Here is a 23,516-nt window from a genome sequence, read left to right as displayed (position 1 = left end):
CCACCCCTTGGAAAATGGGGCGTCTGGCAAGGCGGCCTTATTTGGCGGCCCTATTTCGCCGACTTATTTAGCTGAATAATCCAGCACTTCGATGGTGTGGTTGCCGTTGGTGAACACACAGATGTCGCCCGCAATCTTGAGGGACTTCTCGACAATGCTCTTGGCGTCGAGCTCGGTGTTCTCCAGCAGGGCGATGGCGGCGGACTGGGCAAAGTTGCCGCCGCTGCCGATGGCGATGAGATCGTGCTCCGGCTGCACCACGTCACCGTTGCCGGTGATGATGAAGGATTTGTGCTCGTCGGCGACGGCCAGCAGGGCTTCGAGGCGGCGCAGGGCGCGATCGGTGCGCCAGTCCTTGGCCAGCGCCACGGCGGCGCGCTCCAGGTTGCCCTGATGGGCCTGCAGTTTGGCTTCGAAGCGCTCGAGCAGGGTGAAGGCGTCGGCGGTGCCGCCGGCGAAACCAGCCAGTACCTTGCCGTTGTAGAGGCGATGAACCTTGCGGGCGTTGCCCTTCATGACGGTGTTGCCAAGAGAAACCTGGCCATCGCCACCGATGACGACCTGACCGTTGCGGCGAACTGAAACTATGGTAGTCACTTTACTTACCTCGCTTGAGCCGAATGACGGCCTGACTGTGCATGGAGGAAAAGATGGGGATGGCAAAACGGCTTTTCAAGCCTGTGCCGAGCACGGATCGCGGGGGAGGGATCGGGTGGGCGCGGGATGGCGCCAAAAGAAACAGGGCCGGGTGTTGCCACCCGGCCCTGTGCATGGACGCGGCGATCACCCCTTCTTGGGGATGCAGCCGCTGATGCCCGAGCCCTGCAGCTTGCGGTTGGCCGCATCGGCCGCCGCCTTGCCGTTGAAGGGGCCCACCATCACCTTGTAGACGGCGCCACCGGCCCCGTTCACCACCTGCAGACTGGAGGAGAGCCCGGCGGTGAAGGCGATGCGCGCCTTGAGGGATTCCGCGGAATCCTGGGAGCGCAGGGCGGCACACTGCATCATGTAGCGACCGCCGTCGGCGGCTGCGGTCTGTGCAGTCTGGGTCGCCGCCTTGGCCCTGGCGGCCTCGGCACGCTCCCGCTCCAGTTCGGCGCGGATCTCCCGCTCCATCCGCTCACGCTCGGCCTTCTGGTCGATCACCTGCTCCCGGGCGCTGGCGACCGGGGCACCGGTGGCCGGCTTGGCCGGTTGCACCGGTTGCGGCTGATAGGGCTTCACCTGACCGATGGGGGTTCCCGGCTGGGGAATGTCGGTCGCGACCGGCTTGGGCAGTGCCTCCGGTTGCAGGGTCATGGTCTCGGCGGGCGGGGGCGGCAGCACGCCCGGCTGGGGCGGCGGCTCTATGATGTCCACCTGCTTGTTCTCCAGCCGCTCGATGTAGCTCCACTTCTCCTGGGGCAGGGTATTGCCCTGTGCCTTGGGTTTGTTGGCCTTCACCTGCTCTTCGATGGTGGGGGCATCGGCGCCCTTGCCGTTGATGAGGTAGAGGAAGGCGCCGAAACCGACGACCAGGGCCCCGGCCAGCAGTGCCGGGATAACAGGAAAGCGGCGAGGGGCCGCTTTCTTGATGTTACGGCCACCCGCCCGTCGTCTCGGGCTGTTGCCGACGTAATCCCGGGTCGCCATCTATTACATGCGCTCCAGGGTGTGGATGCCCAGCACGCCCAGGCCCAGCTTGAGCACCTTGGCGGTGGCGGCGCACAGCAGCAGACGGCTCTGGCGGGTCGCCTCGTCCACGCCGTCCTTGTTGATCGGGCAGGCTTCGTAGAAGGTCATGAAGTTGCCGGAGAGCTCGTACAGATAGGTACAGAGCAGGTGCGGCATCCCCTTGTCCGCCACGCCGTTGACCGCGTCGGAGAACTGGATCAGCTTCTGGGCCAGGGTCTCTTCGGCGTCTTCGCTCAGGACCACCTTGCCGCTCAGGGTGTCGGCATCGACGCCGGCCTTGCGGAAGATGGACTGGATACGGGTGTAGGCGTATTGCAGGTAGGGGGCGGTGTTGCCTTCAAACGACAGCATCAGATCCCAGTCGAAGATGTAGTCGGTGGTGCGGTTCTTGGAGAGATCCGCATACTTGACCGCACCCATGGCGATGGCGTGCACCACCTGGGCCTTCTCTTCGGCAGAGAGGTCGCTGTTGCGGCTCTCCAGCAGGGCGCTGGCGCGCTCTTCCGCTTCGTTCAGCAGGTCGACCAGCTTGACGGTGCCGCCGGAGCGGGTCTTGTAGGGACGGCCGTCCTTGCCCAGCATCATGCCGAAGGCGTGGTGCTCGAGGGGCACGGACTCCGGCACATAGCCCGCCTTGCGGGTGATGGTCCAGGCCTGCATCAGGTGCTGGTGCTGACGGGAGTCGATGAAGTACATGACCCGGTCGGCGCCCAGGTTCTCGTAACGGTATTTGGCGCAGGCGATGTCGGTGGTGGTGTAGAGGAAACCGCCGTCGCTCTTCTGGATGATGACGCCCATGGGCTCGCCATCCTTGTTCTTGAACTCGTCCAGGAAGACCACGGTGGCCCCTTCGCTCTCGACCGCCAGCCCCTTGGCTTTCAGGTCGGCAACGATCTGCGGCAGCATGTCGTTGTACATGGACTCGCCCATGATGTCCTTGTTGGACAGGGAGATGTTCAGACGGTCGTAGTTGCGCTGGTTCTGCTCCATGGTCATGTCGACCAGCTTCTTCCACATGGTGCGGCAGTACTCATCGCCACCTTGCAGTTTCACCACGTAGTTGCGGGCGCGCTCGGCGAAGGCTTCGTCTTCGTCATAGTGACGCTTGGCCTGGGTGTAGAAGGCTTCCAGGTCCTTGAGCTCCATGTCGGAGGCGTGCTCGTTGGCCATCTTCTCCAGATAGGCGATCAACATGCCGAACTGGGTGCCCCAGTCGCCGATGTGGTTGGCACGCACCACCTTGTGGCCCAGGAATTCGAGGGCGCGGGCGGCCACGTCACCGAGCACGGTGGAGCGGATGTGGTGCACCGCCATCTCCTTGGCCACGTTGGGGGCGGAGTAGTCCACCACCACGGTCTGCGGCGCCGGCAGCTTCACGTTGGCGTTGTCGGAGGTCACCATGGCTTCCACCTGACCGGCCAGCCAGCTCGGGTCGAAGAAGAAGTTGATGAAGCCGGGGCCGGCGATCTCGACCTTGGCGATCAGATCGGAGGCAGGCAGGTGCTCGATGATGGCAGCGGCCAGCTCGCGGGGATTCTTGCGGGCCGGTTTGGCCAGCAGCATGGCCAGGTTGGTGGCCAGGTCGCCGTGAGCCTTCTCCTTGCATCGGTCTACTTGCACCCGGGCTTCCAGGTCGGCGGGCAGGACGCCTGCGGACTTGAGATTGGCTACCGTTTGTTCAAGTAGATGATGAATATGCTCTTTCATAACTGACCACCGAGGTTGCGCGTCGAAAAGTGACTGACTGGATAAGGGCGTGAATTTTACCCGCATCGGGCCGAGAAAACTATAGGAACGGCCCGCACCCGTAGGTGTGGCGGATATTTCACTGCGTTTTCCACCACATTGCAGGATATTGATTTGGATAAGTGGTGGTTATCCATTTCTACTGCATAACGAAACGGCTTGTCCAGGCTATTTTCCCCTGATTATGACAGGGTTATTTATACCGATTCGATCTGAATGATCCCGCTTCCCGTGGCGGTCGTATCCTTTGAGGACGCCGTTGGAGGATGATTCCCATGACACTGGTACTGTTTCCACTCTCCGCTCACCTGCTGCCGGGCGGCATCATGCCGCTGCGCATCTTCGAGCCCAGATACCAGCGCATGATCGCCGAGTCCCGGGAGCGGGAGTTCGCGCTCTGCATGCTGGACCCCCGCCAGCCCGACGCGCTGCGCAACATGTACCCCATCGCCACCCGGGTGCGCATCATCGATTTCGATCTGCTGCCCGATGGTTTGCTCGGCATCACGGTGCTCGGGGTGGAGCGGGTGCGTATCACGGATCTCTGGCAGGAAGAGGACGGTCTGCGGGTCGGCGAGGTGGATCCCCTGCCCCCCTGGCAGAGCGGCAGGCTCCAGGCGGATCAGCACTCCCTGGCCAAGGCGTTGCAGGATGTGTTCAACGACTATCCGGAGTACGCGGCACTCTATCCGGAGCCGGACTGGGAGGATGCGAGCTGGGTCGCCCAGCGCTGGCTGGAGGTGCTGCCCATCCCGGTGGAGCAAAAACAGTGGCTGGTGGCGGCCAAGGACAACCAGCCCACCCTCTCCCTGCTGAGCGGTCTGCTGGTCGCGAGCCATTGAATTCCCCTTCCCGGTGATCCTTTTTCCTCGCTCACCGTATTGGGGGTGAACACCACACGCGAGGGATGGCGCAATGGCATATACTGGCCAACCACAATCGGCTCCACGCAGGACATCGCCCCCCATGGACAACCCAGACGGCGACCTCACATCTTTGCTGGTCCGGGTGGCCGAGCGGGCCGACAAGGCTGCCTTTGCCACCCTGTTCCACCACTTCGCGCCGCGCATCCGCAGCTACGGGCTGCGTCACCTCGGCAGCGAGGCCAACGCCATGGAACTGGTGCAGGAGACCATGCTGCTGGTCTGGCAGAAGGCACGGCTCTATCACCCCGACAAGGGCGCCGCCACCACCTGGATCTACACTGTGATGCGCAACCAGAGCTTTGACATGCTGCGCCGCCGCCGCGCCAGCAAGGAGGAGCTCTGCGCCGAGGAGATCTGGCCGCTGCTGGAATTCCGGGCCGAAGAGGAGCACCTGAGCGGCGGTGAAGACGCGGTGCTGACCCGCCAGATGGCCCACTATGTCGCCACGCTGCCGGAGCCGCAGCAGCAGGTGGTGCGCGGCATCTACCTGCAGGAGCTCTCCCAGCAGGAGCTGGCCGACCGGCTCGGCGTGCCCCTTGGCACCATCAAGTCCCGGCTGCGGCTGGCACTACAGAAACTGAAGGAACAAGTGGAGCAAGGCCATGATTAAGACCCATCCGACTGAACCCATGCTGCGCGCCTTCGCTGCCGACGAGCTGCCTCTGCCGCTGGCCGTCGGTGTCTCCGCCCATTGCGAGTTCTGCCCCGAGTGCGCCGCCCGGGTGAAGGAATTTGAAGAGGCGCTGGCGTGCCAGCATCTCGCCCCTGACGCGCCGGACGAGGCGCTGCCCGCCGGATTCGATGCCATGCTGGCGGGCATACTGCAACAGCCGGTGGCGACGGAGGCGGCGCTCGCCCTTGCCGAGAGCCCGAGGCCAGAGCTCAGGGTGGCGGGTCACAGTTACCGGCTGCCGCGGGCATTGGCACGGCATCATGCCCCCAGGTGGCGTCATCTCGGGGCCATCCGTCAGGTCAGCCTGCCGCTGGACGAGATGGGGGCGCGGGCCAACCTGCTCCACATCGAGGCGGGGGGGCGGATCCCCGAGCACACCCACAAGGGATATGAGCTGACCCTGCTGCTGGCGGGCACCATCGAGGATGGCGACACCCGCTATCAGGCGGGGGATTTCATCTGGCGCGACGCCAGCCACGCCCACAGCCCCCACACCCCGGACGGCTGCCTCTGCTACACGGTGCAGGATGCCCCCGTGCAGTTCACCAAGGGGCTGTCACGGCTGCTCAACGGCATCAGCCAGCACCTCTATTGAGTTGGGCTCACGGCTGCTCGGCGATAGCGGGCTGCCGCGCGACTGAGGCGGTATCACGGCATGAAAAAAGGGACCCTCGGGTCCCTTTTGTGTTGCTTGGCGGCGAAGCCCATCAGGCCACGAAGACCAGGTAGACGACGAAGGCCAGCAGGAAGCGGTAGATGGCGAACGGGATGAAGTCGAGACGACGGATCAGCGCCAGGAAGGTCTTGATGGCGACCATGGCCACCACGAAGGCGGTGACGAAGCCCACCGCAAACATGGGGAAGTCCGCCATGGAGAGGAAGTCGCGGCTCTTGTAGAGATCCAGGCCGCTGGCCGCGATCATCATGGGTACCGCCATGATGAAGGAGAATTCCGCTGCCGCGTGGCGGCTGATGCCCATCAGCATGCCGCCGCTGATGGTGGCGCCGGAGCGGGAGAAACCGGGCCAGAGTGCCAGGCACTGGAACAGGCCGATGCCGAAGGCCTGCTTGTAGCTGATGTCGTCCAGGGTCTCCGCGGTCACGGCGGGGCGGAACTTTTCGGCGATGATGAGCAGGATGCCACCGGCCACCAGGGCATACATCACGGTTTCCGGCCCGAACAGATTGGCCTTGATCCAGCTGTGGATAGCCAGCCCGACGACCACGGCAGGCAGCATGCCGAGGATGACGTGCACCAGGGAGAGGGTCGCGTGGCCCGGGGTCGGTTTCTGACCGAAGTGAATGCCGATGAGTCCGAACAGGCGGTGCCAGAACATGACGACCACTGCCAGGATGGAGCCGAGCTGGATTACCACCTCGAAGGTGGCGGCCTTGGGTCCTTCAAACCCGAGGAGGTGGCCGACGATGATCATGTGGCCGGTGGAGGAGACGGGGAGGAACTCGGTCAGGCCTTCCACTATGCCCAGCACAAAGGCGACGAACAGGGCGTAGGATTCGGTCATGGTGCAGATCTCTTGGTTATGGGGTCTGGATAAAATCAACCCCGAACGGGTCGGGGCGGCCAATGATGGCGGAAAATCGCGCGGGCAACCAGTGAATATTTGGGATTTCAGCGCCCTGTTCCGGCCGGGAAAGGGCGTTGGCGGACCATGCAGGGCGCGGCTTGCCGCATGCTGTCAGAAGCCATGACTGCCCCGTCACGTTCTGACAGGTCAGTCACGCCTGTTGACCTCTGTTTTATGATCTCTTTGTGCTGTCAGGCCAGTATGGACAGGATTTTCTGTTGAAGATCATCGTCCAGGGGGGGCTGTCCCAGGGCGTCGACGGCGCTCGTTATCTGTTGGGGATGGCTGGCGCCGATCAGGGCGCAGCTCACCACGGGGTCGCGCAGTACCCATTGCAGTGCGAGTTGCGACAGGGACTGACCCCGTTGCAGGGCCAGTGCATGCAGGGCGCGGACGGTGGCGAGCTTCTCCTCGGTGATCTGGTCCGCCGTGAGGAAGGGGCTGGCACTGGCGGCACGAGAATCCGCGGGAATGCCCGCCAGGTAGCGATCGCTCAGCAGCCCCCCCGCCAGGGGCGAGAAGGCGACCACCCCCATGCCGTGCTCCCGGCAGGCCGGCAGGGTGTCGGGCTCAACATCGCGCTGGAACAGGGAGTATTTGAGCTGGTTGACCAGGCAGGGGGTGCCGAGCTCCGCCAGCCGGGTGGCAGCCTTGGCCGCGAGCGGGGCCGGGTAGTTGGAGAGGCCGATGTAGAGCGCCTTGCCCTGGCGCACCATCAGGGCCAGGGCCTGGCAGGTCTCCTCGAGCGGGGTGCGGGGATCCGGCCTGTGGTGATAGAAGATGTCCACGTAGTCGAGGCCCAGACGGCGCAGGCTCTGGTGCAGGCTGGCGAAGAGGTACTTGGCGCTGCCGCCATCGCCGTAGGGGCCGTCCCACATCACGTAGCCCGCCTTGCTGGCGATGATGAGCTCGTCCCGATAGGGAGCCAGGCTCCTCTTGAGCAGCGTGCCGAAGGTCAGTTCGGCAGATCCCGGCGGCGGCCCGTAGTTGTTGGCGAGATCGAAGTGGGTGATCCCCAGATCGAACGCCTGATGCACCATGGCCTTCGCGGTGGCGGGATCGCTCCCGGCGCCGAAGTTGTGCCAAAGGCCCAGACCGATGCCGGGCAGGCGCAGGCCGTGGCGGCCCGCCGGTCGGTAGGGCTGGCGCTGGTAGCGGTCGGGGGCGGCGAGGTAGTTGTCATCCATCACGGTGCGGTTCCTTGGCTGATGTGCAATGAGGAGCGACGGGCCCTGCGGCGGGCATCACCCCGGCTGATTCGGTGGTGCCATCGGGGCCGGGGCCGCCATGACGTGGCGGCGCGCCCGGGCCCCTTCGTCTGCCCGAGCAGGGCTGTCAGGGGGCAGGAATAAAGCGATAACGGGTCTGGTGGCGATAACGCTGCCCCGGTAGCAACCAGGGATCGCCGAAGGCGGGCCGGTTCGGGCTGTCGGGCAATTGCTGGGCTTCCAGGCAGAAGCCGTCGTAATCCCGGTAGGGTCGGCCCTGACGATCCGGTGTGCCGGTCAGCCAGTTGCCGCTGTAGAACTGCAGGGAGGGCTGGTTGGTGTAGACCGCCATGGTCAGCTTGCCATCCCCCGAGATCACCCGGGCGGCCCATGGCTGGTGGGACCCACCAAACGGCTCATCAGCAGGCTCAAAATCGCTATTGTTGAGCAGAAATGCGTGATCGTATCCCTTGGCCAACTGCTGCTGGGGGTGGTCCAGCCACGCCTGGTCGATGGGGCGGGGGGCGCGCAGATCGAAGGGGCCTTCCACCGGGGCGATGGCCAGCGGCAGGCTCTGGTCATCCGTGGGCAGGTAGCGGTCGGCGTCGAGGCTGATGGTGTGGTGGCGGATGTCGCCACCGCCATCCAGGTTGAAGTAGGCGTGGCTGGTGAGGCTGACCGGACTGGGGGCGTCCGTGCTGGCGCAGAAGTCGACCACCAGATCGCACTGCTCCAGCCGATACTCCAGGCTCACCCTCAGATTGCCGGGAAAGCCCTGATCCCCCGCCCGGGAGAGGAGCGCCAGCTTGACCCTGTCCGCCTCCTGCTCCTTGATCTGCCAGGTGCGGCGATGGAACCCGTCGCGCCCGCCGTGCAGGCAGTTGGCCCCCTGGTTGGCGTCCAGCGTCCAGCACTGGCCTTCCCGCTCAAGGCGGGCGCCGCCGATGCGGTTGGCAAAGCGCCCCGCCACGGCCCCCAGCCATACCTGCTGGGTGAGGTAGGCCTCGTCGGCGCAGCCCAGCAGCACCTCCCGCCGCTCTCCCGCCACCGGCAGGGTGAGGGAGGTGAGGGTGGCCCCGTATGTGAGACCGCGCAGCCGCAGTCCCTCCTCGTTTTCCAGCTCGAATCTCATCATGGTTTGCGGTTCCCCGTCGTGATCCCGTCGCCCCCTGCCGGCGTCGCGAGTGCCGGGCAGGGGGCGTCACCCGTTGTCAGGCGTGCGTTACAGTCTGCCGGCCCCTGCGCTGGCACGGCAGACGTAGCAGTCCGCCTTGAGGCCGAAACGGGCCGGGTATTCCGCCTCCACCACGGCGATCACCTCGGCCACCTTCTCGGGGCGCAGCAGGGCGACCACGCAGCCGCCAAAACCGCCGCCGGTCATGCGCACACCGCCTTCGCTGTCGATCCGGGCCTTGATGATCTCCACCAGGCCGTCGATGGGGGGCACGGTGATCTCGAAGTCATCGCGCATGGCGGCGTGGGACTGGCCCATCAGCTCGCCGAGGCGCACCAGATCGCCCTGTGCCAGCGCATCGGCCGCCGCCAGAGTGCGGGCGTTCTCGCCGACCACGTGGCGGGCACGGCGATAGCAGGCCTCGTCCAGACCGGCCTTGCCCGCTTCCAGCGTCGCCAGATCCAGGTCGCGCAGGGCCTTGACCCCGTAGTGACGGGCGGCGGTTTCGCACTGCTGGCGACGGGTGTTGTATTCGCTGTCCACCAGGCCGCGGCGCACGTTGGAGTTGACGATGAGCACCGCCAGATCGGTGGGCATGGGGATGAGCCGGGTCTCCAGGGAGCGGCAATCGAGCAGCAGGGCGTGATCCTGCTTGCCGCTCGCGGAGATCATCTGATCCATGATGCCGCAGTTGCAGCCGACGAACTGGTTCTCCGCCTGCTGGCCGTTGAGGGCGATTTCCGCCTGGCTGATGGCCAGCCCCTGGGCCTCCTTGAAGGCCTGGCCGATGGCCACCTCCAGGGAAGCGGAGGAGGAGAGACCCGTCCCCTGGGGCACGTTGCCGGAGACCACCAGATTGAGGCCGCGCAGGGCGTGGCCCCGTGCCTGCAGGTGTTTCACCACGCCGCGGATATAGTCGCTCCAGCGCTGGCTGGGGTGGTGCTCGATGGGTTGATCGAGACTGAACCGGTCGCGCTGGTTGTCGTAGTCGGCGGCGATCACTTCGACCAGGTTGTCTCCGCGCAGGCCGATGGCGACGCAGGTCTCGTAGTCGATGGCGCAGGGCAGCACGAAGCCGTCGTTGTAGTCGGTGTGCTCGCCGATGAGGTTGACGCGACCTGGAGCCCGTACCAGCAGGTCGGGTTGTTGCTCAAACTGCTCGGCAAACACGGCGCTGACGCGCTGGCTCGGGGTCATAGGGCCTCCTCGTTGGCCTGGTTCTGGTCGTTGTAGTGGATGGGACTGAGGGCGCGCAGCCGTTCGGCCGCCTGTTCCGGGGTGAGATCGCGCTGGGTCTCGGCCAGCATCTCGAAGCCCACCATGAATTTGCGCACCGTGGCGGAGCGCAGCAGGGGCGGATAGAAGTGGGCGTGCAGTTGCCACGCCTCGGGGCAGTCGGAACGGGGCGGGGCGAAGTGCCAGCCCATGGAGTAGGGGAAGCTGCACTGGAACAGGTTGTCGTAGCGGCTGGTGAGCTCCTTGAGCGCGATGGCCAGGTCCTGTTGCTGTTCCCGGGTGAGATCCAGCATGGAGGGGACATGGGCCTTGGGCAGCAGCAGGGTCTCGAACGGCCAGGCCGCCCAGAAGGGCACCACCGCCAGCCAGTGGGCGGTCTCCACCACGATGCGGGAGCGATCCGCCAGCTCCCGCTCCACATAGTCCAGCAGCAGGGGACGGCCGTGTTCGGCCAGCCAGGCGCGCTGGTGCGCCTCTTCCCGGGCAATCTCGTTGGGCAGGAAGTCGCTGCCCCAGAGCTGGCCGTGAGGGTGCGGGTTGGAGCAGCCCATGACGGCGCCCTTGTTTTCAAAGACTTGGACCCATTCCCACTGGTCAGAGAGCTCGGCCACCTGGTCCATCCAGGTGGTGATCACCCCTTCGATGGCGGGCAGGGGCAGCTCGGGCAGGGTCTTGCCGTGATCCGGCGAGAAGCAGATGACCCGGCTGGTGCCCCGGGCGGCTTCCAGCTTCAGCAGGGGATCCGGCGCCGCGTCAGCGGCCGGGGTGTCCTGCATCAGGGCGGCGAAGTCGTTGGTAAAGACGAAGGTGCCCTGATAGTCGGGGTTGATATCGCCGGTCACCCGGGTGTTGCCCGCGCAGAGGAAGCAGTCGGGATCATGGGCCTGGCTCGGCGCCAGGCTCACCTTCTCGACCTGGCCTTGCCAGGGGCGCTTGGCCCTGTGAGGGGAGACCAGCACGTATTGGCCGGTCAGCGGGTTGAAACGACGGTGGGGGTGATCAACCGGGTTGAACATCATCACTCCTCAAGCTCAATAAAGGAATTGCGGGCAGTGATGAGGGCGGGTGCGCCGCTCATCTGTGGCCCCTCTCCCGCGACGGGAGAAGGGAGCAAAACGGATATCACGCCTCATACCCCTGGGGGTTGGCGGATTGCCAGCGCCAGCTGTCGGCGCACATGGCGGCCAGATCCCGCCGGGCACGCCAGCCCAGCTCGCGTTCGGCCTTGGCGGGATCGGCCCAGCACTCGGCGATGTCGCCGGGGCGCCGTGGCTCGATCCGGTAGGGAAGGGGCCGACCGCAGGCGGCCTCGAACGCCGCGACCATCTGCAACACGCTCTGGCCCTGGCCCGTGCCCAGGTTGTAGGCGTGGACACCGCCCCGTCCGGCGCAGTGTTCCAGAGCCTTGACGTGCCCTTCGGCGAGATCCATCACATGGATGTAGTCGCGCACCCCGGTGCCGTCGATGGTTGGGTAATCGTTACCAAAGACCGAGAGGCAGTCGCGCCGGCCGATGGCGACCTGGGTCAAAAACGGCATCAGATTGTTGGGGATGCCCTGGGGATCCTCTCCCAGGGTGCCGGACTCGTGGGCGCCGACGGGGTTGAAATAGCGCAGCAGGGTCATGCTCCAGTGGGGCTCGGCCCGCTGCAGATCCTCGAGGATCTCCTCGATGATCAGCTTGGATCGGCCGTAGGGGTTGGTGGCGCTGCGGGGGAAATCTTCCCGGATCGGGGTGCTGGCGGGATCGCCGTAGACGGTGGCCGACGAGCTGAACACCAGATTGCGTACCCCGGCCCGTTTCATCGCCTGCAGCAATACCAGGGTGCCGCTCAGGTTGTTCTCGTAGTAGTCCAGCGGGATGCGGGTCGACTCGCCGACCGCCTTGAGGGCGGCGAAGTGGATCACGGCGTCGATGTGCTGCTCGCTGAAGATGCGATCCAGCAGGGCCGGGTCACGGATGTCCCCTTCGTAGAAGCGGGGCTCGCGCCCGCTGATGGCGGCGACACGGGTCAGGACGCCCGCCTTGCTGTTGCAGAGGTTGTCTACCACCACGGGCTCCATGCCTGCGGCCTGCAAGGCCAGACAGGTGTGGCTGCCGATGTAGCCGCAACCGCCGGTGACCAGTACTTTCATCCGTTGTTCCACCCTCAACTCCTCGCATCAGGAAAGCCTGAGCAGGAGTCTAGCCGAGGGGCTGACGGGCAAACTGTGAGCTGCTTAACAAATATGTGTAAACGATTACACTTGTTTTCATCGACCAATGTGGCAAGTTCTGATTTTTCCCCCTGTTATCAGTGACATTGAACGGTATAATGCGGCCAGTTGCAGCGTGAAATAAGTGAAAACAGCATGAGCACCATCAAGGATGTCGCCCGTTTGGCCAATGTGTCAGTGGCAACGGTTTCACGGGTGATGAACAACTCACCCAAGGCCAGTGCCGCCTCCCGCGAGGTGGTGCTGAAGGCCATGGCCGAGCTGGGCTATACCCCCAACGCCAACGCGCGGGCCCTGGTCAGCCAGACCTGTGACACCATGGGAGTGGTGGTGGGCGACGTGGCGGATCCTTTCTTCGGCGCCCTGGTCAAAGGGGTCGCTGCGGTGGCAGTGGAGCAGGGCTTGCACCTGTTGATGGGTAATGGTTTTCACCGCGCCCAGCAGGAGCGGGAGGCCATCGAGTTGCTCATCGGCAAACGCTGCGAGGCACTGGTGGTGCACAGCAAGGCGCTCGGCGACGAGGAGCTGGTCGACTACGCCCTGCGCGCCCCCGGCATGGTGCTGATCAACCGCGACATTCCGAGTCTGAGGGGGCGCTGCATCGCTCTCAACAACCGCCAGGGTGCGGCGACCGCCACCCGTCATCTGCTGGATCTCGGCCACCGCCATATCGCCTTCCTGAGCTCGGATCACGCCATCGAGGATGCGCTGTTGCGCCACCAGGGCTATCAGGATGCCCTGGCGGAGGCGGAGGTCTTCGCCGATCCCGAGCTGGTGGAGAGCGGCATGCCCAATGAAGAGGGGGGCGAGCGCGCCATGCTCAACCTGCTGGCCAAGGGGTTGCCCATCACGGCGGTGGTGGCCTACAACGACGCCATGGCGGCAGGGGCCATCTCTGTGCTGGCGGACAACGGCCTCAAGGTGCCGGAAGAGGTGTCTGTGGTGGGCTTCGATGACATCATCTACGCCAGATACCTGAGACCCAAGCTCTCCACCATGCGCTATCCCATCGAGCTGATGGCGGCCCAGGCGGCCAAGCTGGCGCTGCAACTCGCCGCAGGGGAGAGCGAATCGGTGCAGAGCCGCATCTATACCCCCACCCTGATCAACCGCCATTCGGTCGCTCCCGTCAGGTCCTGATCGCAGCGCTTGCGCCCTGTCGGCGCAAGCGCTGCACCTGGCGAACCCGTACTGCAGCCCATAAAGCGCCCCCATAGCTCAGACTATGAGTAGCTCAGACGGATAGCTGAAAGCATGGCTAGCGCAGACCATAAAGGACTGTCTGAGGAGTGATAACCGTCCCCTCACACTCCCTGCCTGCTGAACTCGGCTGCTCTTCCCGCTCGTCTGCCACGAGCTCCTCTCCCCCGGCCTGCCGAGCCTCACTTCCGGCCAGATCCTGCCAGACACCCGCCATGGCTTTTCTCTGCGCCGGGCAGGGGCTCTCGTGGCCTCTGCACACTCCTTCGAGAGACCGGGCTGCGTGCCCAGAACCGGGTTGGGGCGCTCCAGCACCTGATGAGGCGAGGGGGGCGCGATGTAGTGTCTTTGCCATGGCTTGCTCCGCTGGCTCGGCCATTGCCTCCCGGTTTCACACTCCCGGGCATCTTTTGCCCTTCCGAAGGTCCGCTTTTTCCCCCATGGGGTCATTTACCCGGATTTATCCGATTTTTACTCCGTTTTACTTAACAAAATGAGTGTAATCGTTTACATCTGTGTGAGCGGGATCGCCGATCACCGGGCAAAACTCTCCTACACTGCAGTGGTTTTCAGCGTGAATGCAGGGAGAAGTGAAGCATGCTCAGGGAGATAGTGGCCCGTCAGGATTGGCAGACCCAGGGGATCACCGCCGTGAACCGGTTGCCAGCCCATACCCCCTTGTCCAGTTGGCGCAGTGAAGGGGAAGCCAGGATGGGGGGGTTGTCACCTTCCCGCCTGCTGCTGGACGGCGAGTGGCAGTTCTCCTGGTTCGAGGCCCCGGAGCGGGTGCCGGAGCAGTGGCTGGTGGAGGATCTGCCGGATGCCTGCCCCATCAAGGTGCCGGGCAACTGGCAACTGGCTGCGGCCTATCCGGGGGTGCGACCCGTCACGGATGTGCCCATCTACACCAACATCAAGTACCCCTTTCCCTGCGACCCGCCGCGGGTGCCTGCCGAGAACCCCACCGGTTGCTACTCCCGCGAGTTCACCGTTGCTGCGGACTGGCTGGCCGAGGGGCAGACCCGGATCATCTTCGACGGGGTGGACAGCGCGTTTCATCTCTTCTGCAACGGCCGCTGGGTCGGTTACTCCCAGGACAGCCGGCTGCCGGCGGAATTCGATCTGACCCCCTTCCTTCAGGCCGGGGCCAACCGCCTCGCCGTCCTGGTGCTGCGCTGGTCTGACGGCTCCTATCTGGAAGATCAGGACATGTGGCGCATGAGCGGCATCTTCCGCTCCGTCAGCCTGCTGCACAAACCGGCCCGTCATCTGATGGATATCCGAGTGACGCCCGAGCTCGACGCCTGCTACCGGGATGCCCGCCTCAAGGTTGAATTGCAGGCGGCCAACGGAGCCGGTCTGTCGGTGGAGGCCAACCTCTATGATGGCGACGAGCGGGTGGCGACCCTGCGCCAGCAGATTGGCACCCAGGCCATCGACGAGAAAGGGGTGTATGACGATCGCGCCGAGCTGTGCCTGACGGTAACGGCCCCACACAAGTGGAGCGCCGAGACCCCGCACCTCTATCGCCTGACCCTGACCCTGCTGGGCGAGCAGGGAAGCGCTCTCGAGAGCGAGGCCCATGACGTGGGCTTTCGGGCGGTGGAGATCCGTGGCGGCCTGCTGCGGGTCAACGGTCAGCCCCTGCTGATTCGTGGTGCCAATCGCCATGAACACCATCCCGCCACGGGTCACGTGGTGACCCCGGCCGACATGGAGCAGGATCTGCTGCTGATGAAGCGGCACAACTTCAACGCGGTGCGCTGCTCCCACTATCCCAATCACCCCGAGCTCTATCGCCTGTGCGACCGGCTCGGCCTCTATGTGGTGGACGAGGCGAACCTGGAGACCCACGGCATGACCCCCATGGGGCGGCTGGCGCGGGATCCCGCCTGGAGCAACGCCTTCCTGGAGCGGGTTACCCGCATGGTGGCCCGGGACTTCAACCACCCCAGCATCATCATCTGGTCTCTGGGGAACGAATCCGGTTATGGCCCGGCCCACGACGCCATGTATCGCTGGGTGAAGGGGGCGGACCCCAGCCGCCCGGTGCAGTACGAAGGGGGCGGGGCCGACACCCCGGCCACCGACATCATCTGCCCCATGTATGCCCGTACCCATCAGGATCAACCCTTCCCGGCGGTGCCCAAGTGGGCACTGGCCAAGTGGATCGGCCTGCCGGAAGAGACCCGGCCGCTGATCCTGTGCGAATACGCCCACGCCATGGGCAACAGCCTGGGGGGCTATGCCCATTACTGGCAGGCATTTCGCGATCATCCGCGGCTGCAGGGTGGGTTTGTCTGGGATTGGGTCGATCAGGGGCTGGACAAGCAGACCGACGATGGCCGCCATTTCTGGGCCTATGGTGGCGACTTCGGCGACACTCCCAACGATCGCCAGTTCTGCTGCAACGGCCTGCTGTTCCCCGATCGCACCCCCCATCCCTCCTTGTTTGAAGCCCGGCGTGCCCAGCAGCCCTTCGTTCTGACCCTGCAGGGTCGCCAGCCGCTGACGGTGGAGATCCGCAGCGAATACCTGTTCCGCGAGACGGACAACGAACGCCTGCTGTGGCGGCTGTGTGAAGACGGCGTGGTGGTGAGCCAGGGTGAATGCCCGCTCGAGCTGGCCCCCTGGGGGAGCGTGACGCTGACCCTGCTGGAGCAATTGCCGGCCTTTGCGCCGGGGGCGCTTGCCTGGCTGGATCTCGCCATCGTGCAGCCCACCGCCACGGCCTGGGCCGGAGCGGGTCACGAGGTGGCTCGCCAGCAATGCCTGTTGCCCGCGCCCCTGGCGCTGCCGTCGGCCTGCCCGGCGGTCAGCCTGACCGAGCAGCGCGATCACTGGGTGCTTGGCGCCGCAGATTCCCTGTGGCAGCTCGACAAGGCCAGTGGTCGCATCGTCAGCTGGCAGAAACAGGGCCGCGAGCGGCTGTGCGACGCCATCGCCGATCACTTCTATCGGGCGCCGCTCGACAACGATATCGGCACCAGCGAGGCGGATCACGCCGATCCCAACGCCTGGATTGCCCGCTGGCAGGAGGCCGGACTCAATGATCTGCAGCACCGCTGTCTCGGCCTGGAGCCGAGTCCGGAGCAGGGTCTCATCACGGCGCACCACGGCTACTTCGTGGGTGACGAGCCGAAGATCCTGACCCGCTGGCATCACAGGATTGACGGGGAGGGCGCCATGCACCTCGCCATCGAGGTGGAGGTGGCCGCCGACATGCCCTCCCTGCCGCGCATCGGTGCCCGGCTCTGGCTGGCCGATGAACCGGCCGAAGGTGCCCCGGTGAGCTGGCTGGGGCTTGGCCCCCACGAGAATTACCCGGATCGCCGGCTCGCCGCCGATCTCGGTCGCTGGCAATTGCCCATCGAGGCGTTGCACACCCCTTATGTCTTCCCGACCGACAACGGGCTGCGCTGCGATACCCGCGCACTGCAACTGGGGGATCTGGTGGTGGAGGGGCGCTTCCACTTCAGTGTCAGCCGCTACAGTCAGCAGCAGCTGACCGAAGCCCGTCACCAGACCGATCTGGTGGCTCTGGGGGGCACGCACCTGTGCCTCGATGGCTTCCACATGGGGGTGGGAGGCGACGACTCCTGGAGCCAGAGCGTGCGGCCCGAGTTCTGGCTGTTGCCGGGTCGTTATCAGTGGCACTGCCGTCTGCGCTAGCCGGACCCGCCGTCGCGAGATGGCGAGACCCAAAGGCAGTTTCTCACGTAACTATTTAATTTTTAACAATATTACGGCTATGTAACAGAGTGTAAACGTTTTCATTTTGTTGCCAGGATCACAGACCGCCTCACAACAAACTGATTACATTAGGCTGGCGCCAGCTCAAACGGTGTACAGCATTCCCTACAAAAAACAGATAGAGATCGGAGCATAACAATGAAAAAACTCACGACAGTTGCCACCTTGCTGATGGGACTGATGGCGGGAGCCCAAGCCCAGGCCGATACCCGTATCGGGGTCACCGTCTACAAGTACGACGACAACTTCATGGCCGTGGTGCGCAAGGCCATCGAGAAAGAAGCGGCGGCCACCCCGGGTGTGGAACTGCTGATGAACGACTCCCAGAACGACCAGTCCAAGCAGAACGACCAGATCGATGTACTGCTGGCCAAGGGCGTGAAGGCCCTGGCCATCAACCTGGTTGACCCGGCGGCGGCCCCTGTCGTGATTGAGAAAGCCCGTGCGGACGAGATCCCCGTGGTCTTCTACAACAAGGAACCGAGCGCGGCCGACCTGGCCAGCTATGACAAGGCCTACTACGTTGGCACCGACTCCAAGGAGTCCGGAATCATTCAGGGCCAGCTGATCGCCAAGCACTGGAAAGCGCACCCCGAGTGGGATCTGAACAAGGATGGCGTCATCCAGTTCGTGCTGCTCAAGGGTGAGCCTGGCCACCCGGATGCGGAAGCCCGCACCACCTACGTCGTCAAGACTCTGAACGATGGCGGCATCAAGACCGAGCAACTGCACATGGATACCGGTATGTGGGATACCGCCATGGCCAAGGACAAGATGGATGCCTGGATCTCCGGTCCGAACGCCAACAAGATCGAAGTGGTCATCGCCAACAACGACGGCATGGCGATGGGCGCCGTGGAATCTCTGAAGGCCCAGGGCAAGACCGCCATCCCGGTGTTCGGTGTTGACGCCCTGCCGGAAGCCCTGGCCATGGTCAAGAGCGGTGCCATGGCCGGTACCGTGCTGAACGATGCGGCCAACCAGGCCAAGGCCACCTTCGAGCTGACCAAGAACCTGGCCGAAGGCAAGCCGGCCGGTGAAGGCACCAACTGGAAGATCGACAACAAGGTCGTCCGCGTTGCCTACGTGGGCGTAGACAAAGACAACCTGTCCCAATTCGAGTAATTCCTCCCCTCAGGGCAAGGGAGATCCCCTTGCCCTCTTTTCAACCAGATGTGATGGCTGATATGACAACACGGCAACAATCAGAATGGCTGTTGGAGATGATTGACGTCAGTAAGAGCTTTCCTGGCGTCAAGGCACTCGATAATGTCAATTTACGGGTCCGTCCTCATTCTGTGCATGCGTTGATGGGCGAGAATGGCGCAGGGAAGTCCACGCTGCTCAAGTGCCTGTTCGGCATCTACGAGAAGGATCAGGGCAAGATCTTCTTCAAGGGACAGGAGATCAACTTCACCTCGTCCAAAGAGGCGCTGGAGAATGGCGTTTCCATGGTGCACCAGGAGCTGAACCTGGTACTGCAACGCACCGTGATGGACAACATGTGGCTCGGCCGCTATCCCACCAAGGGACTGTTTGTCGACCACGGCAAGATGTATCAGGACACCAAGCATATCTTCGAGGAGCTGGACATCGACATCGACCCCAGGGTCAAGGTCGGCACCCTGTCGGTTTCCCAGATGCAGATGATCGAGATTGCCAAGGCATTCTCCTATGACGCCAAGATCGTCATCATGGACGAACCCACCTCCTCCCTGACCGAGAAAGAGGTCAACCACCTCTTCAAGATCATCAACAAGCTCAAGGAGAAGGGGTGCGGCATCGTCTACATCTCCCACAAGATGGAAGAGATCTTCCAGCTCTGTGACGAGATCACCATATTGCGGGATGGCCAGTGGGTGGCGACCCAGCCCCTCAAGGGCATGACCATGGATCAGATCATCGGCATGATGGTCGGCCGCGAGCTCACCCAGCGCTTCCCGGAAAAAACCAACCAGCCCAAAGAGGTGATCCTCGAGGTCGAGCACCTGACGGCCAAGAACCAGCCTTCCATCAAGGACGTGACCTTCAACCTGCACAAGGGGGAGATCCTCGGCATCGCCGGTCTGGTGGGGGCCAAGCGCACCGACATCGTGGAGACCCTGTTCGGCATCCGCGATCGCAGCGAAGGGACCATCAAGCTGCACGGCAAAGAGGTGGCGAACCACAACGCCCACGAGGCGATCCAGAACGGCTTCGCCCTGGTGACCGAGGAGCGCCGCTCTACCGGGATCTATTCACGCCTCGACATCGCCTTCAACTCCCTGATCGCCAACATGGACAACTACAAGGGATCCATGGGGCTGCTCAGCGACAACAAGATGAAGAGCGATACCCAGTGGGTCATCGACTCCATGCGGGTCAAGACACCGACCCAGCAGACCCAGATCGGCTCCCTCTCCGGTGGCAACCAGCAGAAGGTGATCATCGGTCGATGGCTGCTGACCCAGCCCGAGATCCTGATGCTGGATGAACCGACCCGGGGTATCGACGTCGGCGCCAAGTTCGAGATCTACCAGCTCATCCTGGAGCTGGCGAAGAAGGACAAGGGCATCGTCATCATCTCCTCCGAAATGCCGGAACTGCTCGGCATCACGGACCGCATCATGGTCATGAGCAATGGCCGGGTCGCGGGGATCGTCAACACCAAAGAAACTGACCAGAGCGAGATCCTGCGCCTGGCATCTCTGTACCTATAAAGACAGGAAGACATTATGGAGTCGGCTAAAAATTTCAATCTGATGCAGGCGCTCAAAGAGAACGGCATCTATGTGGTGTTGCTGGTGTTGCTCATGATCATCGTGATCAAGGAGCCTTCCTTCCTCAGCCTCACCAACCTCAGCAACATCCTGACCCAGTCCTCGGTACGGGTCATCATTGCCCTCGGGGTGGCGGGCATCATCATCACCCAGGGTACTGACCTGTCGGCCGGTCGCCAGGTCGGCCTGGCGGCGCTGATCGCGGCCACCATGCTGCAGGCCCTGACCAACGTCAACAAGGTCTTCCCCACCCTGGGGGAGGTGCCCATTCCGGCGGTGATCCTGCTGGTGTGCGTGGTGGGGGCCCTGATTGGTCTGGTCAACGGCCTGATCGTCGCCTACCTGAACGTGACGCCCTTCATCACCACCCTGGGCACCATGATCATCGTCTACGGCATCAACTCCCTCTATTTCGACTCCGTGGGGGCTTCTCCGGTGGCCGGGTTTGATCCTCGCTTCTCCAACTTTGCGCAGGGCTTCATCCGGATTGGCGGGTTCAAGCTCTCGTACCTGACCTTCTATGCGGCCATCGCCAGCGTCTTCGTCTGGGTGCTGTGGAACAAGACCCGCTTTGGCAAGAACATCTTCGCCATCGGCGGCAACCCGGAAGCGGCCAAGGTGTCCGGCGTCAACGTCGCCGTCAACCTGGTGGTCATCTATGCCCTGGCCGGTGTCTTCTACGCCTTCGGCGGCATGCTGGAAGCGGGGCGGATCGGCAGTGCCACCAACAACCTCGGCTTCATGTACGAGCTGGATGCCATCGCGGCCTGCGTGGTGGGGGGGGTTTCGTTTGCCGGCGGTGTGGGAACTGTCGCGGGTGTGATCACCGGCGTACTTATCTTCACGCTGATCAACTATGGTTTGACCTACATCGGTGTCAGCCCTTACTGGCAGTTCATCATCAAGGGCGGCATCATCATCCTGGCGGTAGCCCTGGACTCCATGAAGTACGCCAAGAAGAAGTAAGCATTGGCAGGGAGGGCCGGGTCATCCCGGCCCTTTCTCTTTGGAGGGACCCATACCATGGCATTCAAAGTCAAAATCAACGTGCTGTTGCTGCTCGCCATTCTGGTCACCATCGGTACCGCCTGGTTCAGCGTCAACCATTTCATCAGCGGCTACATCCGCACCCAGGCCACCCAGAACATCAACGAGCAGATCACCCTGGTCAGGGAGAAGCTGGCGGGTGACATCAACCAGAAGGTGCTGCTGGCCGCCAACCTCAACCTCGGGGTGACCAGCGTCAAGAAGGCGCTGCAGGAGACCGGCTTTCACAACATCGTCAAGCTCATTGGCGACATGGCATTCGACGCGAACGGGGTCATCGACGACAAGGCCAGGGTTGATGCCCTGCGCAAGCTGATCCCCGCCGCCAACAACCAGATCACCGTCAGCCCGCTGGAGCAGCTGGACGGCAAACCCGTCATCTCCATCCTGGTGCCGCGCGGTGCAGACTCCGCCTACCTCTACTACCTCGACATGAGCGAATTCAAGACGCTGCTGACCAAGGTAAGCGGGGAAGGGCGTTACTTCTCCCTCACCGACAGTCAGGGACAGGTGCTCTACAGCAGCAAGCCCCAGGGAGAGAGCGAGAGCCGCCCCAACAAGCTGGATATTCGCGGCAGCGAGTGGACCCTGACCGGTTATGTGGATCTCGACTATATCCGGGCCATGACCCAGGCGCTCAACGGCAAGATCACCCTGGCCCTGCTCGGGGTGGCGGCGCTGGTACTGGCCCTCTCCATGGTGGCCCTCAACCTGGCCTATAGACCCATCCTCTCCTTGCGCGACCTGGTGCAGGAGCTCTCCCAGGGCAATGGGGATCTGACCCGCCGGCTCACGGTGACCAGCAAGGATGATCTCGGCCAGATCTCGGCGGGCATCAACCGTTTCATCGAGCAGTTGCAGGGCATGATGGGGGAGGTGAGACAAGCGAGCGGCCAGCTCAATGAAGGGATATCGGCATTGGCGAGGCAGACGGGGTCGGCCCAGGGCCTGCTGGCCGAGCATGTGCGGGAGACCGAACAGGTAGTCACCGCCATCAACGAGATGAGCCGTACTGCCGTTTCGGTATCGGAGAGCGCGGCCAATACTGCCCAGCTAACCGGCCAGAGCCAGCAACTGGCCAACCAGTCGCGTCAGGTGGTGGATCAGGCCATGGCCAGCGTCACTGCGCTGGTGACGGAGGTGGAGGCCACGGCACACTCCATCGAAGCCATGCAGCAGGATGTGCAGCAGATAGGCTCGATTCTCGGGGTCATCGGTGGCATCGCAGAGCAGACCAACTTGCTGGCCCTCAACGCTGCCATCGAGGCAGCCCGGGCTGGTGAGCAGGGGCGGGGGTTTGCGGTGGTGGCGGACGAAGTGCGCTCTCTGGCGGGACGCACCCAGAAGAGCACTGCCGAGATCCAGACCATGCTGACCCGGCTGCAACGGGGTACCCAGACCGTGGTGGCCGCCATGGGCAACACCCGACAGAGCTGCCAGGATGCGGCGGAAAACACCAGCAAGGTGAATGCGTCACTGGATCTGATGGCGGGAGAAGTGGTGGAGATCAACGATCTCATCAGCCATATCGCCACGGCCGCGGAGGAGCAAAGTGCCGTCGCCGAGGAGATCAATCGCAACATGAGTGCCATCGCCGAGGTGATCACCCAGCTCAAGGGGAATGGCGAGCGCACCGTGGACAGCTCGAATGCCATGCAGCGCACCTATGACAGGCTGCGGGAGATAGTGGGGCACTTCCGGCTGGAATAGCGCCGGCTGGGCGAGTCCCGGGTACCCTGGCCAGCAGTACCGTGGCCGGGGTGACCCATCAGCGGGCAGACGTGAAAAATACCCAAAAAAGATGGGGGCGACTTGCGTCGCCCCCGATAGTCTTATCGCTCATATCCTTGAACGAAGTTGCTCCCTGCAATCCCTGACTATACCTCTTCCTTTAGGTTTCCCCTTCCCAATCCTTTGGGGTGTCCTTTAGCCATCATGGCCTGACGAGTCATCCGTTCCCGTCGCACTTTCTCCGTCCTGGGAGGTGTCCTTTACCACATCCTGTGGTGAGTCCATTTGCCCAACCCTGGCAGCCAGTCTTCCTGACCGACTTCATTGCGTCCGTGCAGGAGTAACTATAAGGATTTCGCGCAGGGCGACAATGACATGCTGAAAAACGTTTTATCCAAACTGGTTTCCCGCGAAAGGATAATGAAGTTATCTTTTTTAAAATCATGACTTTAATGTTCTATCATGCTGTTTTTTCACGCGCATCTTCCGACTATGGCGAGAATTTTGTTGGCACTTTACTTACGCAGTTGATGGCGAATATCTCACAAGGCGTTTAACTGCGGTTCAGAATCCGGGGAGGTCGGTC

Annotated in this window: 18 protein-coding genes; 9 read left to right on the top strand and 9 right to left on the bottom strand. The window is 63.4% G+C overall.

Annotation, left to right across the window (positions count from 1 at the left end):
- Positions 1-63: 63 nt before the first annotated feature.
- The 3 genes from hslV to argS all read right to left on the bottom strand — a co-directional run bounded on the left by hslV (position 64) and on the right by argS (position 3,381).
- The gene (hslV, locus tag AB5Y47_RS00295; RefSeq protein WP_005306539.1) at positions 64-597 is read right to left on the bottom strand and encodes an ATP-dependent protease subunit HslV; all 534 of its coding nucleotides are present in this window, start codon (positions 595-597) and stop codon (positions 64-66) included.
- Positions 598-783: 186 nt separating this feature from the next.
- Positions 784-1,632 carry an SPOR domain-containing protein gene (locus tag AB5Y47_RS00290; protein ID WP_052815344.1) on the bottom strand — a complete coding sequence of 283 codons (849 nt, stop codon included), beginning with the start codon at positions 1,630-1,632 and terminating at the stop codon, positions 784-786.
- A 3-nt stretch (positions 1,633-1,635) separates the two neighbouring features.
- Positions 1,636-3,381 (bottom strand): arginine--tRNA ligase, encoded by a 1,746-nt coding sequence (gene argS / locus AB5Y47_RS00285; RefSeq protein WP_010676028.1) that lies wholly within the window; start codon positions 3,379-3,381, stop codon positions 1,636-1,638.
- A 314-nt stretch (positions 3,382-3,695) separates the two neighbouring features.
- Here argS and AB5Y47_RS00280 point away from each other — a divergent pair, with 314 nt between their 5' ends.
- From AB5Y47_RS00280 to AB5Y47_RS00270, 3 genes are all read left to right on the top strand, one after another.
- Positions 3,696-4,262: an LON peptidase substrate-binding domain-containing protein gene (locus tag AB5Y47_RS00280; RefSeq protein ID WP_041211950.1), complete on the top strand. Its 567-nt coding sequence runs from the start codon at positions 3,696-3,698 to the stop codon at positions 4,260-4,262.
- 124 nt (positions 4,263-4,386) lie between these two features.
- Positions 4,387-4,956 carry a sigma-70 family RNA polymerase sigma factor gene (locus tag AB5Y47_RS00275; protein ID WP_010676026.1) on the top strand — a complete coding sequence of 190 codons (570 nt, stop codon included), beginning with the start codon at positions 4,387-4,389 and terminating at the stop codon, positions 4,954-4,956.
- Positions 4,949-5,614 (top strand): ChrR family anti-sigma-E factor, encoded by a 666-nt coding sequence (locus tag AB5Y47_RS00270; RefSeq protein WP_053288019.1) that lies wholly within the window; start codon positions 4,949-4,951, stop codon positions 5,612-5,614. Before AB5Y47_RS00275 ends, AB5Y47_RS00270 begins: the two co-directional genes overlap by 8 nt.
- Before the next feature lie 112 nt (positions 5,615-5,726).
- Here the strand turns inward: AB5Y47_RS00270 and bacA are convergent, their stop codons facing one another.
- The 6 genes from bacA to galE all read right to left on the bottom strand — a co-directional run bounded on the left by bacA (position 5,727) and on the right by galE (position 12,359).
- Entirely contained in the window at positions 5,727-6,542 is an 816-nt protein-coding gene (gene bacA / locus AB5Y47_RS00265; protein ID WP_368219578.1) for an undecaprenyl-diphosphate phosphatase, read from the bottom strand.
- Between the two features lie 254 nt (positions 6,543-6,796).
- The gene (locus tag AB5Y47_RS00260) at positions 6,797-7,792 is read right to left on the bottom strand and encodes an aldo/keto reductase (protein ID WP_113069165.1); all 996 of its coding nucleotides are present in this window, start codon (positions 7,790-7,792) and stop codon (positions 6,797-6,799) included.
- Positions 7,793-7,940: 148 nt separating this feature from the next.
- On the bottom strand, positions 7,941-9,008 hold the full coding sequence (galM, locus tag AB5Y47_RS00255; protein ID WP_368219604.1) for a galactose-1-epimerase: 1,068 nt from the start codon (positions 9,006-9,008) through the stop codon (positions 7,941-7,943).
- A gap of 27 nt (positions 9,009-9,035) precedes the next feature.
- A complete protein-coding gene (galK, locus tag AB5Y47_RS00250) occupies positions 9,036-10,184 on the bottom strand; it encodes a galactokinase (RefSeq protein ID WP_113069160.1) in 1,149 nt (382 codons plus the stop codon).
- Positions 10,181-11,239 (bottom strand): UDP-glucose--hexose-1-phosphate uridylyltransferase, encoded by a 1,059-nt coding sequence (locus tag AB5Y47_RS00245; protein WP_069784958.1) that lies wholly within the window; start codon positions 11,237-11,239, stop codon positions 10,181-10,183. The genes galK and AB5Y47_RS00245 overlap by 4 nt, the downstream gene beginning before the upstream one ends.
- Positions 11,240-11,345: 106 nt before the next feature.
- Positions 11,346-12,359, bottom strand: a complete 1,014-nt coding sequence (gene galE / locus AB5Y47_RS00240) for a UDP-glucose 4-epimerase GalE (RefSeq protein ID WP_266109690.1) — start codon at positions 12,357-12,359, stop codon at positions 11,346-11,348.
- A gap of 216 nt (positions 12,360-12,575) precedes the next feature.
- Between galE and AB5Y47_RS00235 the strand changes: the two genes are divergently transcribed.
- The 6 genes from AB5Y47_RS00235 (at position 12,576) to AB5Y47_RS00210 (ending at position 22,909) form a co-directional block, all read left to right on the top strand.
- Complete coding sequence (locus AB5Y47_RS00235; RefSeq protein WP_010676018.1) at positions 12,576-13,580, top strand: substrate-binding domain-containing protein; 1,005 nt, start codon at positions 12,576-12,578, stop codon at positions 13,578-13,580.
- Between the two features lie 657 nt (positions 13,581-14,237).
- The gene (locus tag AB5Y47_RS00230; RefSeq protein WP_266109691.1) at positions 14,238-17,312 is read left to right on the top strand and encodes a beta-galactosidase; all 3,075 of its coding nucleotides are present in this window, start codon (positions 14,238-14,240) and stop codon (positions 17,310-17,312) included.
- A gap of 219 nt (positions 17,313-17,531) precedes the next feature.
- Positions 17,532-18,518 (top strand): galactose/glucose ABC transporter substrate-binding protein MglB, encoded by a 987-nt coding sequence (gene mglB / locus AB5Y47_RS00225; RefSeq protein WP_010676016.1) that lies wholly within the window; start codon positions 17,532-17,534, stop codon positions 18,516-18,518.
- A 53-nt stretch (positions 18,519-18,571) separates the two neighbouring features.
- Positions 18,572-20,092, top strand: a complete 1,521-nt coding sequence (gene mglA / locus AB5Y47_RS00220) for a galactose/methyl galactoside ABC transporter ATP-binding protein MglA (RefSeq protein ID WP_010676015.1) — start codon at positions 18,572-18,574, stop codon at positions 20,090-20,092.
- A gap of 15 nt (positions 20,093-20,107) precedes the next feature.
- Positions 20,108-21,118, top strand: coding sequence for a galactose/methyl galactoside ABC transporter permease MglC (mglC, locus tag AB5Y47_RS00215; protein WP_010676014.1), 1,011 nt, complete (start codon positions 20,108-20,110; stop codon positions 21,116-21,118).
- A gap of 57 nt (positions 21,119-21,175) precedes the next feature.
- A complete protein-coding gene (locus AB5Y47_RS00210) occupies positions 21,176-22,909 on the top strand; it encodes a methyl-accepting chemotaxis protein (RefSeq protein ID WP_039039635.1) in 1,734 nt (577 codons plus the stop codon).
- The last annotated feature ends 607 nt before the right edge of the window (positions 22,910-23,516 follow it).

The sequence above is a fragment of the Aeromonas sp. R7-2 genome (genome assembly GCF_040908105.1).
Lineage (GTDB): Bacteria > Pseudomonadota > Gammaproteobacteria > Enterobacterales > Aeromonadaceae > Aeromonas > Aeromonas caviae.
Note: the sequence above shows the minus strand (reverse complement) of the source record. Positions and strands in the feature narration are given on the sequence as shown.

Excerpts from the sequence above, each read along its gene's own strand:
- AB5Y47_RS00290 (WP_052815344.1), bottom strand. The coding sequence starts at position 1,632 with ATGGCGACCCGGGATTACGTCGGCAACAGCCCGAGACGACGGGCGGGT.
- argS (WP_010676028.1), bottom strand. The coding sequence starts at position 3,381 with ATGAAAGAGCATATTCATCATCTACTTGAACAAACGGTAGCCAATCTC.
- AB5Y47_RS00280 (WP_041211950.1), top strand. The coding sequence starts at position 3,696 with ATGACACTGGTACTGTTTCCACTCTCCGCTCACCTGCTGCCGGGCGGC.
- AB5Y47_RS00275 (WP_010676026.1), top strand. The coding sequence starts at position 4,387 with ATGGACAACCCAGACGGCGACCTCACATCTTTGCTGGTCCGGGTGGCC.
- AB5Y47_RS00270 (WP_053288019.1), top strand. The coding sequence starts at position 4,949 with ATGATTAAGACCCATCCGACTGAACCCATGCTGCGCGCCTTCGCTGCC.
- bacA (WP_368219578.1), bottom strand. The coding sequence starts at position 6,542 with ATGACCGAATCCTACGCCCTGTTCGTCGCCTTTGTGCTGGGCATAGTG.
- AB5Y47_RS00260 (WP_113069165.1), bottom strand. The coding sequence starts at position 7,792 with ATGGATGACAACTACCTCGCCGCCCCCGACCGCTACCAGCGCCAGCCC.
- galK (WP_113069160.1), bottom strand. The coding sequence starts at position 10,184 with ATGACCCCGAGCCAGCGCGTCAGCGCCGTGTTTGCCGAGCAGTTTGAG.
- AB5Y47_RS00245 (WP_069784958.1), bottom strand. The coding sequence starts at position 11,239 with ATGTTCAACCCGGTTGATCACCCCCACCGTCGTTTCAACCCGCTGACC.
- galE (WP_266109690.1), bottom strand. The coding sequence starts at position 12,359 with ATGAAAGTACTGGTCACCGGCGGTTGCGGCTACATCGGCAGCCACACC.
- AB5Y47_RS00235 (WP_010676018.1), top strand. The coding sequence starts at position 12,576 with ATGAGCACCATCAAGGATGTCGCCCGTTTGGCCAATGTGTCAGTGGCA.
- AB5Y47_RS00230 (WP_266109691.1), top strand. The coding sequence starts at position 14,238 with ATGCTCAGGGAGATAGTGGCCCGTCAGGATTGGCAGACCCAGGGGATC.
- mglB (WP_010676016.1), top strand. The coding sequence starts at position 17,532 with ATGAAAAAACTCACGACAGTTGCCACCTTGCTGATGGGACTGATGGCG.
- mglA (WP_010676015.1), top strand. The coding sequence starts at position 18,572 with ATGGCTGATATGACAACACGGCAACAATCAGAATGGCTGTTGGAGATG.
- mglC (WP_010676014.1), top strand. The coding sequence starts at position 20,108 with ATGGAGTCGGCTAAAAATTTCAATCTGATGCAGGCGCTCAAAGAGAAC.
- AB5Y47_RS00210 (WP_039039635.1), top strand. The coding sequence starts at position 21,176 with ATGGCATTCAAAGTCAAAATCAACGTGCTGTTGCTGCTCGCCATTCTG.